Below are 15,304 nucleotides of genomic sequence, written 5' to 3'. Positions count from 1 at the left end.
GTCATAAACCAAACCCTTTTCATCCTTACACCTCAGCAGAATTGATTACTGAATTGACCCTTACTGTTTGTAATAGCTGTTAAACCTATATCCAATCAATATGAATGAAACGCTGCTGACCAAGGCAACTGTACAACAACACGTGCATACTGCGGATAAAATTTTTTTTGGCCCATTAACCGAAGGCCTGCAGGAATATACCGGTACATGGGATACGGCACAGGTAGTACATCTTTTAAAAAGAACATTGTTTGGTGCAAAACTGAAAGATGTACAATATTTTAAAACAAAGACCATGCAGCAGGCCGTGGATGAATTGCTGCAACCCACTGCTGCTCCATCAACTGTTCCTTTAAATAATTATAGTGTGGATGGTTATACCGATCCCACCGGTGTGGCGCTTTGGCAAACATGGATCAATACCGGGATTGCTGTTGCAGATAAAGAACTGAATGAAAAACGCATCAGCTCCTTCAAAACCTGGTGGCTGGGCCAGGCAGTGAATGCGCAACGTTCTATACACGAAAAATTAACGGTATGCTGGCACAATCATTTTGCCACCAACACCGGCACTTCCACCGATAAAATAAAAGCAAGGTTCTGGTACGATCATTATCTTACCCTGCGCCAAAATGCACTGGGCAATTTTAAAACAATGGCAAAAGCCATTACTATCGATCCGGCAATGCTGTACTTCCTGAATGGTGATAGTAATATCAAAGGATCGCCGAACGAGAATTATGCACGGGAACTGCAGGAATTATATACCGCTGGGAAAGGCCCCAATTCAAAATACACGGAAGATGATGTAAAGGCGGCGGCACTGGTATTAACAGGGCACACTGTAAGCCCTACCACCTTCACCTATTTTTTCGACGCTGGTAAACATGATGCCACCAATAAAGAATTCTCCAATTTTTACGGCAATAAGATCATCACAGGTTTTAGTGGTGCCAATGGTGCTACCGAAGTGGATGCGCTGCTGGATATGATCTTTTCAACCGAAGAAGTATCCAAACATATCTGCCGTAAGCTCTACCGCTTTTTTATTTATTATAAGATCGACAGCAATATCGAGCAAACCATCATTACACCGCTGGCGCAGATATTCCGCAGCAACAATTACAATATTCAGCCCGTGCTGGCCACGCTTTTCAAGAGCAAACATTTTTACGATATGGTGTACTCCTCTGCCTGTATCATCAAAAGCCCGCTGGATTTTGTGCTGGACTTGTGCAATGAATACAATGTACAAATGCCCGACAGCAGCAATAACGAAGCTACTTATGCCGTATGGCAAAGCATACAATACGAAGCGGCCGAAATGCAGCAGGAGCTGGGTGCCATACCGGAAGTGGCCGGCTGGTACGCTTACTACCAGGAGCCTGCCTTTCACGAACTATGGGTTAATACAGCAACGTATACACGAAGAAATATTTTTACCGACCGAATGATAGCTGATGGGGTAATGAGCAATAATCAAAACATACTCATCGATCCATTGGCATTTGCCGGTCAGCTGGCCAATCCCGGCGATCCCAATTTACTCATTGATCAGTCACTGGAAATATTATTGCGCTATCCATTATCCGGCAGCGGAAAAGAATTTATCAAGCGATCCATTTTATTAAGCGGCCAGCTGCAGGATTATTACTGGACCAATGCCTGGGATGCCTACAAAGCCAATCCATCCGATGCAGGTGCAAAAGCCATTGTGCTCAGCAGGCTGCGTTCCCTGTATAAATACATCATGAACCTGCCCGAATATCATTTGTGTTAAACCATCCAATTCTACTGCTATGCAAAGACGTTCCTTTTTAAAACAAACTATACAGGGTGCCTTACTGCCTTCCTTACTGGGAGGGCTATCCGTAAAAGCATTCGGTAATTCTGCTTTCCTGCAATCACTGGGTGCAGTGGATAACGATCATGTGCTGGTACTGATCCAGTTATCAGGCGGCAATGATGGTTTGAACACGATCATACCACTCGAATTCTATAGTGACTATAACCGCATACGCACCAATATTGCTATACCGGAAGATAAAGTGCTGAAGCTGAATAATAATCTTAAATCAGGTTTGCATCCTTCTATGACCGGTATGCAGCAACTGTACAATGATGAACAGTTATGTGCTATACAGGCTGTGGGTTATCCTTCTGCCAATGGTTCGCATTTCCGTTCCATGGATATATGGCTGACCGGTGCCGATGCTGAACAATACCTGTCAACAGGCTGGACAGGAAGGTATCTGAATTACCAGTTCCCTAATTATCCTGTAGGTTTTCCGAACGATGCGATGCCCGATCCATTGGCATTGCAGATAGGCTCGGTATTATCACCCGTGTTCTTAAGCCCCACAGGTTTTGATGCACTCGCCATTGACGAAAGCTTGAATTTTTATAATCTCATCGATGCAATACAGGATCCTACACCCAATACACCGAGCGGTGTGGAACTGACTTACCTGCGCACCATCGCAAAGCAAACCAATAAATATGCAGAAGTGATCAAAGCAGCTGCAGCAAAAGTTACACAACAGTCGCCTTACCCTGCTGATAATTATTTAGCTGCCCAATTAAAAGCTGTGGCAAGATTGGTGGCGGGCGGATTAAAAACAAAAGTGTACATGGTAGGCATGGGTGGGTTTGATACGCATGCGGGCCAGGTAAATGGCGGCAATACACTTACCGGCAGTCATAGTGCATTATTAAAACAGGTATCCGAAGCCATCACTGCATTTACAAAAGACCTGAAATTTTTAGGTGTATCACAAAGAGTGCTGGGCATGACCTTTTCTGAATTCGGAAGACGCATGCAAAGCAACGGCAGTTTAGGAACAGATCACGGTGCCGCACAACCGGTGTTTTTATTTGGCGAAAGTGTGAAGCAGGGCATACTCGGAAAAAATCCTGCCATACCTGCTACAGGGCAGGCGGTAGATAATGTGCCGATGCAATACGATTTCAGATCCGTTTACTCAACCATATTAAGGGACTGGTTCTGCCTGCCGCCGCAGGATGTAGATACAGTATTGCTGAAAAATTATCAATACCTGCCGGTGATAAAATCAACTGCCTGCAATATGGATATGCAGACGCTGAATCAATTAGGCGATAACCTGATCATCAATACACCCAATCCTTTTACAACATCTACCAATATTACTTTTAAAACAGCGGGAGGCCACACATTGGTGCAGGTATTTGATACGATGGGCCGCCGTATCACCACACTGGTAGATAAAGTATATACCGCCGGAACTTACACGGTTACTTTTAAAGCCGAAGGGTTACCTAGTGGTGTTTATTATGCAAGGCTGCAGAATGATTCGTTGCAACAGGTGAGACCCATGCTTAAAGTAAGAGGATAAAATTTAAAACCAATACCCTGCTGTTAAAAATAAACCCCATAATGAAGCGCTTACTTACAGTCATATTTTTTTGTACACTGGTCTTTGTTGCTAAAAGATCGGCGGCACAGGTAAATTATATCATACAGCACAGCACCACCTGCGCTGGCACATCGGTAACGTTCAACTCTACAGTTTTTGAAACAGCGCAATTCCCTTCCACCATACTCTGGAATTTTGGCGATCCTGCGAGTGGATTACTCAATACAGCAAAAGACATTCAGCAGCCGCTGCACACCTTTAATACGCCGGGCACTTACATCATTACACTGCATGTGGAAGATGGGGGCGCAGGCACGATCGATCTTACAGATACGATTGATTTTATTTTGCCGGTGGCGTATAATTTTGGCCCCGATGTTTTTTTATGCGGAGATACGGGAACGTATATACTCAATGCGCCGTTGATACCCAATGCCACTTACGAATGGAATGATGATACTGCAACACTGGGCCCTGTGTTGGCAGTAAAAGAAAGCGGCGCTTACACCGTAAAAATAAATGGCTGCGAGGTAACAGATACCATCGGTGTATTTTTTACCAGGGAACCTAAACTCGATCTTGGCAGGGATCATACACTTTGCCAGGGAGAAAATCTTACATTGGATGCTTCCAGCGAAAATGCTGTTTATAAATGGCGGCATAACGGAACCGTATTGAATTTTACACAGGCGCAATTACCTGTAACAGCGCCGGGCGGGCAATACATAGTGGATATTGATGTGCCGGGTTGTGGCGCTTATAGTGATACTGTAAATATCAATTTCAATAATTATCCTGCACCACCGTTTTCGCTTGGGCCCGATACCTTGCTTTGCCCCAAAGAAATATTTACATTAACAGCGCATGTGCCCGGCGCCACCAGCTATGCCTGGAGCAGCAAAGGGCTGAATGTGTATGATGATGTGGCTTACAATATAGATATGGATTCCACTATCACAATTACAGGTGGGGGCCGGTACTGGGCGTTTGTAACAGTAGCCAAACAATGCGAAGTGGTGGACACAATGATCGTACGTTACCGTGGAGACAAACAATTAAATTTTAATGATACGGCTATTTGCCAGGGCAATACATTGGTGCTGGATGCCGACTTTGGTACCGGTATCTATAAATGGGAATCCATTCCGCCACAGCGGGATGATCAGAATAATACCAATCAATCCACTTACTATGTTTACAAACCCGGCTTTTATACAGTAACAGCCATGGTGGGGCATTGCGTATTCCGGGATAGCCTGAACGTAGTGTTCAATGATACACTGCAATTGAAATTGCCAAAAGATACTACTTTGTGCAGGGGCGAGCCCTATACTATTGTACCCATTGCCAATGCACCTGATTATGTATGGCAGGATGGTACAGTAGGCGGTTACTTCAGTGCTACAACAACAGGCATATACCGTATCATCGGGCAAAATGGTTGCGGAAGGGATACGGCAGCAACCAAAGTTGTTTTTGAGGATTGTCCCTGTACTCTGTTATTACCAAATGCGTTTACGCCTAACAGTGATAGACTGAATGATGTATTCCGGCCCCTGCATCCCTGTGATATGTCCAATTACAGCATGACGATCTTTAACCGCTACGGCGAAAAAATATTTTTCAGCAACGACCCACTGGAAGGATGGGATGGAACACTCAATGATAAGAAACTGAATATGGGCGCTTATGTATGGACAGTTATCTATACCAAACCCAGTAACAGGCAGCAGGTACAAAAACAAGGCACGGTGTTGCTGCTGCGATAAAAGAAATTAGTTTTGTCTGGATAAAGAAAAAGGCTTCCGTTTACGAGAAGCCTTTTCTTATAAATATTGTATAGGTATCAATGCCTGCGTATCCTTTCCCTTCCAAATATCAAACCTACTTTAAGGTTGAAAGTAAAATAAGCATCATTGTTCTTGGAGTTGCCGCGTTGGTCGCCATCACTGGTAATGTGTGTAGGATCCAGTTCGTACTGACGGTCGTTCAGCAATAATGCATTGGTAAGTTTGGTACCGGTAAAATAATTGGAATAAACAGTCGGATCAATATAGGTAGTGCTTACATCATCCAGGTAATCGGTGCTTAAAATGCGGTACACACATTCCGCCCTCAGGTTGATCATGGGCGACAGCTCGTACTTAACACCCACACCCACCGGAATACTAATTTGATGAAGTGAATATTGTTTACGGTTGGGATATTCTGCAAAGCCCTGGCCTTCGGTGCTCAGCGGCTGCAGGTCTACCCACCTGTTTTGCAATTTTGCCTGCGGGTTAAAAGAAAAGAAACCCACACCTGCCACCGCATAGGGCGAAAACCTGGGCAACTGGTCATTCTCGTCATATTTTTTAAAGATATACAGCGGATGAAATTCTGCCACCGCCATAAATTCGGTGATATTGCTGCGGAAACTCAGGTTCCTTTCATAACGGCCATAAGTGGATGTTTTTACTTTACGCAGGATGCTGTCGTAAGCCTGCACCTGGCCAAAAGTGCCTTCCAGCCTTAAAGCCACAGCATTTTTGTAAATGGCGCTCAGGTAAACACTGCCCGCCAGCTGAGTGTTACCGAAATTAAGATCCTTAATGAATTTTTTACCGATACCTTTTTTACCCCCTAAGTCTGTAAGGCAGTTCATGATACCAATGGAACCACCCAGTTCAAATACCATCGGGTTATCGTAGTAATTGTTATCGTAAAAATAATATTGGGCATGGGTCGTTCGGGCCGAAAAAGTAAAGAGAAAGAGGAGCGGGGCGATAAGGTGCAGTTTTTTCATGTAAATAAATATCCTTTTGTTAATAATTGGCGGGGCTTCAAAGGGATATAGAGAATAGGATACAAATAAAGCAATAATTGTGCAATAAATATCCTGTATTTACAGAATTCAAGATACTTAATATTTAGTATTTGCTGCACAAAGCCCCGATTTTATTGATTAACAATGACAATTAAAATACCACCCCGATCTTGAAATTGAGGGAAAAATAGGCATCATTATTATTAGGGTTGCCCCTTATATCATTTGGATTGGCAAACTGGCCGGTTTTAAGCTCCGATTGCCGGTCCTGCAGGGCCAGCACTTTTGTAAGCTGGTCACCTGTAAAATATTTCTGGAACAGGCTCCTGTTCACATACCGGGTACTCACATCATCCAGGTAATCCGTCATTAAAAAGCGGTATACAAATTCGGTACTGAAATTTATTTCATCCGTAAGCTTGAATTTCAATCCCCCGCCCACCGGAAAGTTGATCTGTTTCAGTTTATATATTTTCCGGTCGGGGTATTCTTCAAATCCCTGCCCCTCAGTATTTAATGGGCGCAGGTCTTCCCAAACACCGTTCAGCCTTGCGCGGGGATTAAAGGTAAAATAACCAATGCCTCCCAACAGGTAAGGCGATATGGTCGGCAATTTTTCATTGAGGGAATAGGTTTTGAAATATCGTGGATGTATCTCGGTTACCAGCGACAATTCAAAAATAGGGCTCCTGAAACTCAGGTTGCGTTCATAACGGCCACCCGTGGTCTCTTTCACTTTTTTAAGTACGCCATCACTGGCCCTCACAATTCCCCAGGTCATTTCGGCCCTTAGGGCAAGTGCATTCTTATAAAGGCCCGTAAAATAAATGCTGCCCGCAGGCTCGGTACTGCCGATGTTAAGATCTTTAATGAATTTTTTACCGATACCCTTACCACCTCCCAAATCGGTAAGGCAGTTCATCATACCCAGCGACCCTCCGATCTCTACCGTGAAATTGTTGTAATAATAAGGATCGTCCGAATACCTGGTTTGAGAAAAAGAAGGTTGTATACCACAGGCTAACAGGATGCTGATGCCCAGGATGGAGAATGATTTTCGCATGAAATAAGGTTTCCTTTGTTAAAGATGTGGGGGTCGTTTAAAAGGATACCAGGAAATTTCACAATTGAATATCTGATTTTTTTCTAATGCGGACAAATTTACAGACAGATTTTAATCCGCAGTCGCTGCATTTGGGGTTGCGGGCCGTGCAAACATAGCGGCCATGCAGTATCAACCAATGGTGTGCCTGGTGGATATATTCCTTCGGAAAATTTGCAATCAACTGTTTTTCAGCAGCTAAAGGGGTGGTGGCATTAGTGGTAAGCCCGATCCGGGCGCTTACACGAAAAACATGGGTGTCCACCGCCATATTCGGCTGCTGGTCCACTACCGAAGTGATCACATTGGCTGTTTTGCGGCCCACACCCGGCAATTCCACCAACTCTTCAACGGTCATCGGCACTTCGCCATTGAATTTTTCCTCCAGCATTTTGGCCATGCCGATCAGGTGCTTGGTTTTATTATTGGGGTAAGAGATGCTTTTTATAAAAGGGAACAGCTCTTCAAAACTGGCCTTGCTCAGGCTTTTTGAATCGGGATATTTTTCAAAAATGAAAGGGGTGGTAAGGTTCACCCTTTTATCGGTACACTGCGCAGAAAGTATAACGGCAACGAGTAACTGAAACGGGCTATCGAATATCAGTTCTGTCTCGGCATTGGGGGCGTGTGCTAAAAAATAATCAATTACAAACTGGTAACGTTCCTTCTTGGTCATAAAAAAATCCCACCTGTGGGGCGGGACTAAATTACGTTAAAAAAAGAACGATTAAACAGAAGCTGAAAGTTCGCTCACAGCTTTTTCTGCATAATTCAGAATGTTGTCAATCGTTTGTTGGCTTGGTGACATTTTCAGTGTTTCAAGTTTGCTTTGTGCAGCGGTGATCACTTCAAATTTCTCACGCAGGCTCCAGTCATTTTCCAAAGCAGCTTTTATGGCAGCTGTTTGTGCTGGGGAAGTTTCATTATACAAATACAGTAATAAATCTTCCGGGGTAAAATTTTGCATAGCAAATAAGTGGCTTGTGTTAAAAAATTAAATATCCATTATCCGTGTATTTAAACGGTAATTTTACGGAGATATTGTATTTTCCCGCAAAATTATTTGCTTTCTGAGGGGCTTTTTACAATGAAAAGATCTTCATTATCTTTTTTCATCATATAATTTTCCCGGGCATATTTTTCAATCGTCCGGGGGTTCGTTTTCAATAAGTTAAGGTCTTTGGTGGTTTCAGCGATCAATTTTGTAAGATGCTGTTCACTTTTCTGCAGTTTGTTGTAGGTATCTATGCGGTTTATACTGGATGGGATATCTTTTGGATCAAAGAAAAAAATCCATACCAGGAAGGCAACTCCCGTGATCAGGTACTTGTTTTTAAGCCAGGATGGTATGTGGGATAAAACTTTCAAATTCAAGTATTAAAAAAGTTACGAGTTATAAAGTTACGAGTTACGGGTTTTATTAACACGCAACTCGTAACCCGTAACAAATATCTTATTTACCAAATTTAATCTTTCCTTTCGGATAAATGGCGCTTTCGCTCAACATTTCTTCAATGCGGATCAATTGGTTGTACTTGGCCATACGATCTGTACGGGAAGCAGAACCGGTCTTGATCTGTCCGCAATTCAAAGCAACTGCCAGGTCGGCAATAGTGGTATCTTCTGTTTCGCCGCTGCGGTGGCTCATGATAGTGTTGTAGCCAGCCTGCTGCGCCATGCTTACAGCATTGATGGTTTCTGTTACGGTACCGATCTGGTTTACTTTTACCAATAAGCCATTGCCGATACCTTCCTTGATACCTCTTTCCAGCCTGGTAACATTGGTCACAAAAAGATCGTCACCTACCAGCTGGCATTTATCGCCTACTGCTTCGGTCAGCATTTTCCAGCCCTTCCAGTCATCTTCTGCCATACCATCTTCAATACTGCAGATAGGATATTGTTTTACCCAGCTGGCCCAGTAAGCCACCAGTTGTTCGCTGGTCATTTTTTTACCATCGCTTTTATGGAAGATGTATTTCTTTTCTTTAGCATTCCACAGTTCGCTGTTGGCAGCATCCATCGCGATCATGATCTGGCTGCCGGTTTTAAAGCCTGCTGCCTGTATAGCGGTCAATACAGTTTCAATCGCTTCTTCATTGCTCTGGATATTAGGAGCAAAACCACCTTCATCACCTACGTTGGTACTGAACCCTTTTTTCTTCAATACGGTTTTTAAAGCATGGAAAATCTCCACACCCCAGCGCAAACCTTCGCTGAATGAAGTAGCACCTACCGGCATTACCATAAATTCCTGGAAGTCGATCTTGTTATCAGCATGAGCGCCACCATTCAGGATATTCATCATGGGGATGGGCAATATTTTTGCGTTGGTGCCGCCAATGTAGCGGTACAGCGGCAGATTGGCTTCCAGTGCAGCAGCTTTTGCAACAGCCATACTCACGGCCAGCATGGCATTGGCGCCCAGCTTGCCTTTATTGGCAGTGCCATCCAGTGCTATCAAAGCAGCGTCAATACCGGTTTGATCGGCAACATCCCAACCCAGTAAATTATCGGCAATAATGGTATTTACATTCTTTACTGCTTTTAAAACGCCCTTACCACCATACAGTTTTTTATTATCGTCCCTTAGTTCCACCGCTTCATGTATTCCTGTGCTGGCACCACTGGGTACAGCCGCACGGCCTAAATGTTCGTTCTCAGTTAAAATGTCAACTTCTACAGTTGGATTGCCGCGACTGTCTAAAATCTGGCGGGCATGAATGGATGCGATGTAACTCATTTTCTTTGTTGATTTTAATTGTTAATTACCTGAAGTTAAATTTCTGAATATATCTTCTAAGCTGTTGCTTTCGCTTTGCAAAGAAACAATGTTCCAGTTATTCTGCAAACTCAGTTCCAGCAATTGTTTTCTCACACTTTCGGGATTGGTGGTGGAAAGCTGAAAGCCGGAAGTTGAAAGTTGATTGATGTTGGATACCTGTTTTATTTTATTCAACTCATTTATAGGAACATTTTCTTTGAATTGTACCAGTACCACATGCGCTGTATCTTTTCCTTGTTTGATATTGCTCAGTTTATCATCGGCCACAATATTGCCTTTATTGATAATAATCACCCTGTCGCAGATGGCTTCCACTTCCTGCATGATATGCGAAGAGAATAAAACGGTTTTCTCTTTACCCAGTTCTTTGATCACTTCCCTTATTTCAACGATCTGGTTGGGGTCAAGTCCGCTGGTGGGCTCATCCAGTATCAATACATCGGGATTGTGTATCAGCGCAGCGGCTAACCCTACCCGTTGTTTATAACCTTTACTCAACTGGCCGATCTTTTTATTGGCTTCCACCTGTAGGCCAACGGTGGCGATCACTTTTTCCACCTGCTCTTTAAGTCCGGCCACCTTATGCACATTGCCTACAAAATCCAGGTATTCCCTCACGTACATATCATAATACAACGGGTTCGCTTCGGGAAGGTAACCGATCTTCTTCTTGGTTTCATTGCTGTTCTCATCCACCGTTAAACCGCATACCACGGCATTGCCGCCATCCGCCTTGATGTAACCGGTAATGATCTTCATGGTGGTGGACTTACCGGCGCCATTGGGCCCCAGGAAACCTACGATCTCACCTTTGCCGATGCTGAATGAAATATTATTAACGGCTTTTTGAGCGCCGTAATTTTTGGAGAGGTTATTTACTGTAATGGACATGTATAACAAATTAGTCGCAATAAAATATTGTAAAGAAGGTAAGGGGCTTTTATTTTACTGCAATTACTGCGAAAATACAAAATATAATGCTTGTAAAACATTGCGTAAAAAACGAAGCTAAATATCAACAGATTATTTATTTTTACCGGGATGGAATACAAACCCGGCAAACATCTTATTGCTACACTGCAAACTGGTACCAATGAGGTCATCCAAAAATATGCTGGTTTCCGAGACCTTATCAACCGGCTTGTTGATGAATACAAACTGGTTAAGCTGGGAGAAGTGTACCATGATTTTTCTCCCGGCGGCTTTACCGCAGTCATCTGCCTCAGCGAAAGCCATATCTCCATACACACCTGGCCGGAACATCAACTGATCAATGTGGATGTTTATCTCAGCAATTTTCAACGCAATAATGATGATACAGTAAAGGCGATCTTTGAAAATATTGTTCACTGTTTTAACGCCACCATTCTTTCGGAACAAACTATTACCAGGTAGTGAATCAGCCACGTACTATATTACAATGTCCTGCATGTGCTGCAATGGTGGCATTTGAATGGACATCATCCAATTTAAAAGAATGCACTTGTGGCAGGGTGCTGGTAAAAAATAATAATACACTTACTGCCGAAAACAGGCTGAATGCTGTAACTGTTAAAGGATACCAGATAAAGCCCGGTACCACGGGAGAATGGGATGATAAAACTTTTAGTGTGCTTGGTAAAATGGGTGTGTGGTTCGAAGAATCGTTTTTCAGTTACTGGTTCATTGTATTCAGTAACGGAACAACCGGTTTCCTGGCAGAGGGTTATGGTTTATACTCCATTCTTCAGCCCGAAAAAAATGAAGTGCTGAATAAAACGAATCTTGCAGTAAGCTCCATTGGCAAAACAGTGAATGCCACTAATATGCAATTGCAAAAGAAGAACAGCTGCTATTACTGGGAGGTGGAAGGAGAGATACAAGTGGATGATTTCAGTACTTATTTTGATGTATACGAATATGCAACCACGGGTGGAATGCTGTATACGATGTTTCATTGGAAAGAGAACAACATAGATACTTTTATCAATTACCCTGTTTCATTTGATGAACTGAAACTTAAAAATATACAGCAGAAAAATCCTTTTGGTAAAGAATTGCAATGCCCGCAATGTTCCAAAGCTATAAAATTGGTTACATACCCGCTTGCTCAAAGCTGTACCTGCAGCAATTGTGGTAATTTTTATGCGATAGAAAAAAGTGCGCCTGTTAAAAAAGGGAATACTAAGAATAAGCAGCTTGATCCACTTTTGGCTATTGGTTCAAAAGGCATCTTAAAAGATATACCTTACGAGGTGGTTGGCTTTACACAAAAGCAGGAACAGAATGCATATAAAGCAAAATGGAGGGAATATGTTCTGTTCAATCCAACATACGGCTTTGCTTTTTTAAGTGAATTTGATGGGCACTGGATTTATGTAAAAGAAACGCTTAGTTCGCCGGTGATCCTTAATGATAATACCAAGGCATTTGAACTGGATAAGACGGTTTTCAGGTTATTCAATTCCTATTCGTACATTGTTATTGATGCCAAAGGCGAATTTCCTTATAATGCCTTTGATAACAAGAATGCCCAGGTAAAAGAATATATTGCTCCGCCCGAAATATGGATAAAGGAAAAAGACAGCAGCGAAGGTATCAGTTGGTTTTTTGGCAAACATATCGATAAGGGAACAATTGAAAAGGCATTTACTCCAAAGGGCCCGATGCCTTATAAACGTGGGGTGGGGGCTGTTCAGCCAACAGGCCATATCAAACCCGCAAGATTAATAACTGCGACCTTGATTGGTATACTTGCTTTGATGTTGATCCAGGTATTGCTTTTAGCTAACAAGGAAGAAAGGGTGATCAGCGAGGGTAATTATTATTTTAGTGATACAGTATATACGCAAAAAATTGTAACAGAGAAGTTTGATCTTGATAAATGGAGAAGCACGGTTGCCTTTAATATCAATGCCCCGGTAAGCAATACCTGGTTTGAACTGAACGCCACATTGGTGAATGTAGAAACGGGTAAGGAATATAGTATGGAACAAGGGGTGGAATTTTATTCGGGATATACAGATGGTGAAAACTGGTCGGAAGGCGGGCAAAATGAAACAGGATACATTACGGGTATACCTGCCGGAAAATATTTTTTGGAAATGGTAGGAACAAGAGAGAACAGCAGTTCCAGTACGCTCAGGGGATTTAGTGTAAAAGCTGTTTATGATGAAAACAGCTACAGGAATTTTTGGTTTGCTGTATTATTATTGCTGATCTGGCCTGCAGCAAATTATTTTACTAACAGGTATAAAGAACAGGCCCGCTGGCAGGACAGCGCTTATGCAAACTATAACAGCGATTAAAAATATTATACAATGAAATTTGATCTTTTTAATAACCGGTCGCCATTTTTTAAATTCAGGTGGTTTATCCTAAGTTTTGTTATAGTGGCCGCAATAATGCTCTATTATGATTTTTCCGGGAAAAGAATGTTTTCTTTTTCTAACCAGCAGCAATGGAGCAGCAGCGGCCCGGGTAGCCACAAATAAAATTCATAAATATGTCACAAGCAATCATCAATTCCGTCCTGTATTCTTTTTTAGGCATTGCAATCCTTGCAGTGTCATTTATTTTGCTGGAGGTTTTAACGCCCAGGCATAACCTGCGTAAAGAAATACTGGAAAATAAAAATATTGCCCTGGCCATACTGGCGGGCTTTTTTATGCTGGCAGTCTCTATCATCGTTGCTTCGGCTATACATTAAGATGACGACAAAAAAAGAAAACGGTGCACAGTGGATATTGCTGATAGCAGTATTTTGTATTGCCACCTGCGGTTTGATATATGAACTGGTGGCGGGAACACTGGCCAGTTATTTACTGGGTGATAGTGTTACGCAGTTCAGTACCATTATCGGCACTTACCTTTTTGCAATGGGCATTGGGTCCTTCTTTTCCAAATACTTCAATAACGATATTTTAAAATGGTTCATTAAGATAGAAATACTGATAGGCCTCATCGGTGGTTTCAGTTCTGCCACTTTGTTCTTATTATTCCCGTTGGTGGTTTCATTCAGGCTGGTGTTATACGTAATGGTACTGATCACCGGCGTGCTGGTGGGATTGGAAATTCCACTACTGATGCGGATATTGAAAGACAAGATCGAATTTAAAGACCTGGTGAGCAAGGTTTTTTCCTTTGATTATATCGGTGCCTTACTCGCTTCTCTTATTTTTCCTTTGATACTGGTGCCGCATCTCGGATTGATACGTACCTCTTTATTCTTTGGTATCATTAATATTGCTGTTGGCTGGTACCTGGCACATTATTTTACTGCACAGATAAAACAGGCCGGCCTCATTAAAGCAATAGCGATACTGGCATTACTGGTGGAAGTGGTGGCATTTGTTTTTTCCGATAACATCATGTCGTACAGCGAAAGCCTTACTTACCGGGATAATGTAGTGTATGCAACCTCTTCTCCTTATCAACGCATCGTTATCACAAAAAATAAACGGGAACTGCGGCTGCACCTTAATGGCAACCTGCAATTCAGTTCGGCGGATGAATACCGTTACCACGAAGCACTGGTGCATCCTGCCTTATCATCTGTAACAGATCTTAAAAATGTATTGGTGCTTGGTGGTGGTGATGGATTGGCAGTAAGGGAAATTTTAAAATATCCCTCCGTGGAAAAGATACAACTGGTGGACCTTGATGCAGTAATGACCAAACTTTTTTCAACCCAGGAAATACTGGTAAAACTTAACGAAGGTTCATTAAGCAATAAAAAAGTAACGGTAAAAAATGAAGATGCATTTTTGTGGCTTACCAACTGCAAACAAAAGTACGATGCAGTGGTAGTGGATTTCCCGGACCCATCCAATTTTTCGATCGGCAAATTGTACAGCACCATGTTCTACGATCTTTTAAAAAAAGTGATCAATCCCGGTGGCGTGGCGGTAATACAAAGTACTTCTCCTTATGTGGCGCCTAAAAGTTTCTGGTGCATCAATAATACCATACGTGCGGCAGGTTTTTTTACCATGCCTTATCACAATTACGTGCCTTCATTTGGCGAATGGGGATATATAATTGCAAGCGCCGATTCAGATAGGCACTGGTTTGTCAACTACCCGGCCGGTTTAAAATTTCTTAACCCGGCTGTAATGCAACAGATGTTTGTTTTTCCGCAGGATATGCAGTATAACAAACCGGTTCCTGCCAATAAATTAAATAACCAGGTGCTGGTAGGTTATTTTGAAGAAGAATGGGATAAATACCTGGACTGA

Annotated in this window: 15 protein-coding genes; 8 read left to right on the top strand and 7 right to left on the bottom strand. The window is 42.6% G+C overall.

Going from position 1 to position 15,304, the window contains the following annotated elements:
- Window positions 1-100 precede the first annotated feature (100 nt).
- From QM738_RS02795 to QM738_RS02785, 3 genes are read left to right on the top strand one after another with little or no spacing between them, the layout of a single operon-like run.
- A complete protein-coding gene (locus QM738_RS02795; RefSeq protein ID WP_462275161.1) occupies window positions 101-1,780 on the top strand; it encodes a DUF1800 domain-containing protein in 1,680 nt (559 codons plus the stop codon).
- 19 nt (window positions 1,781-1,799) lie between these two features.
- On the top strand, window positions 1,800-3,374 hold the full coding sequence (locus QM738_RS02790; protein ID WP_462275160.1) for a DUF1501 domain-containing protein: 1,575 nt from the start codon (window positions 1,800-1,802) through the stop codon (window positions 3,372-3,374).
- Between the two features lie 41 nt (window positions 3,375-3,415).
- On the top strand, window positions 3,416-5,164 hold the full coding sequence (locus QM738_RS02785) for a T9SS type B sorting domain-containing protein (protein WP_462275159.1): 1,749 nt from the start codon (window positions 3,416-3,418) through the stop codon (window positions 5,162-5,164).
- Between the two features lie 77 nt (window positions 5,165-5,241).
- Here the strand turns inward: QM738_RS02785 and QM738_RS02780 are convergent, their stop codons facing one another.
- The 7 genes from QM738_RS02780 to gldA form a co-directional block, all read right to left on the bottom strand.
- Entirely contained in the window at window positions 5,242-6,180 is a 939-nt protein-coding gene (locus QM738_RS02780; RefSeq protein ID WP_462275158.1) for a hypothetical protein, read from the bottom strand.
- Between the two features lie 172 nt (window positions 6,181-6,352).
- Complete coding sequence (locus QM738_RS02775) at window positions 6,353-7,264, bottom strand: hypothetical protein (protein WP_462275157.1); 912 nt, start codon at window positions 7,262-7,264, stop codon at window positions 6,353-6,355.
- Between the two features lie 58 nt (window positions 7,265-7,322).
- Window positions 7,323-7,979, bottom strand: coding sequence for an endonuclease III (nth, locus tag QM738_RS02770; RefSeq protein ID WP_462275156.1), 657 nt, complete (start codon window positions 7,977-7,979; stop codon window positions 7,323-7,325).
- Window positions 7,980-8,030: 51 nt separating this feature from the next.
- Entirely contained in the window at window positions 8,031-8,270 is a 240-nt protein-coding gene (locus tag QM738_RS02765) for a hypothetical protein (protein WP_462275155.1), read from the bottom strand.
- A 92-nt stretch (window positions 8,271-8,362) separates the two neighbouring features.
- On the bottom strand, window positions 8,363-8,671 hold the full coding sequence (locus tag QM738_RS02760) for an FtsB family cell division protein (protein ID WP_462275154.1): 309 nt from the start codon (window positions 8,669-8,671) through the stop codon (window positions 8,363-8,365).
- 85 nt (window positions 8,672-8,756) lie between these two features.
- Complete coding sequence (gene eno, locus QM738_RS02755; RefSeq protein ID WP_462275153.1) at window positions 8,757-10,046, bottom strand: phosphopyruvate hydratase; 1,290 nt, start codon at window positions 10,044-10,046, stop codon at window positions 8,757-8,759.
- 21 nt (window positions 10,047-10,067) lie between these two features.
- A complete protein-coding gene (gene gldA / locus QM738_RS02750) occupies window positions 10,068-10,979 on the bottom strand; it encodes a gliding motility-associated ABC transporter ATP-binding subunit GldA (RefSeq protein WP_462275152.1) in 912 nt (303 codons plus the stop codon).
- 150 nt (window positions 10,980-11,129) lie between these two features.
- Between gldA and QM738_RS02745 the strand changes: the two genes are divergently transcribed.
- The 5 genes from QM738_RS02745 to QM738_RS02725 are packed head-to-tail and all read left to right on the top strand — an operon-like array spanning window position 11,130 to window position 15,304.
- Window positions 11,130-11,483 carry an S-adenosylmethionine decarboxylase family protein gene (locus QM738_RS02745; RefSeq protein ID WP_462275151.1) on the top strand — a complete coding sequence of 118 codons (354 nt, stop codon included), beginning with the start codon at window positions 11,130-11,132 and terminating at the stop codon, window positions 11,481-11,483.
- The gene (locus tag QM738_RS02740) at window positions 11,483-13,375 is read left to right on the top strand and encodes a DUF4178 domain-containing protein (protein ID WP_462275150.1); all 1,893 of its coding nucleotides are present in this window, start codon (window positions 11,483-11,485) and stop codon (window positions 13,373-13,375) included. Before QM738_RS02745 ends, QM738_RS02740 begins: the two co-directional genes overlap by 1 nt.
- A 12-nt stretch (window positions 13,376-13,387) precedes the next feature.
- The gene (locus tag QM738_RS02735; RefSeq protein WP_462275149.1) at window positions 13,388-13,561 is read left to right on the top strand and encodes a hypothetical protein; all 174 of its coding nucleotides are present in this window, start codon (window positions 13,388-13,390) and stop codon (window positions 13,559-13,561) included.
- Window positions 13,562-13,572: 11 nt separating this feature from the next.
- Window positions 13,573-13,776: a DUF350 domain-containing protein gene (locus QM738_RS02730; RefSeq protein ID WP_462275148.1), complete on the top strand. Its 204-nt coding sequence runs from the start codon at window positions 13,573-13,575 to the stop codon at window positions 13,774-13,776.
- A gap of 1 nt (window position 13,777) precedes the next feature.
- Window positions 13,778-15,304: a polyamine aminopropyltransferase gene (locus QM738_RS02725; RefSeq protein ID WP_462275147.1), complete on the top strand. Its 1,527-nt coding sequence runs from the start codon at window positions 13,778-13,780 to the stop codon at window positions 15,302-15,304.

The sequence above is a fragment of the Ferruginibacter sp. genome, from assembly GCF_049840995.1.
Classification (GTDB): domain Bacteria; phylum Bacteroidota; class Bacteroidia; order Chitinophagales; family Chitinophagaceae; genus Ferruginibacter.
Note: the sequence above shows the minus strand (reverse complement) of the source record. Positions and strands in the feature narration are given on the sequence as shown.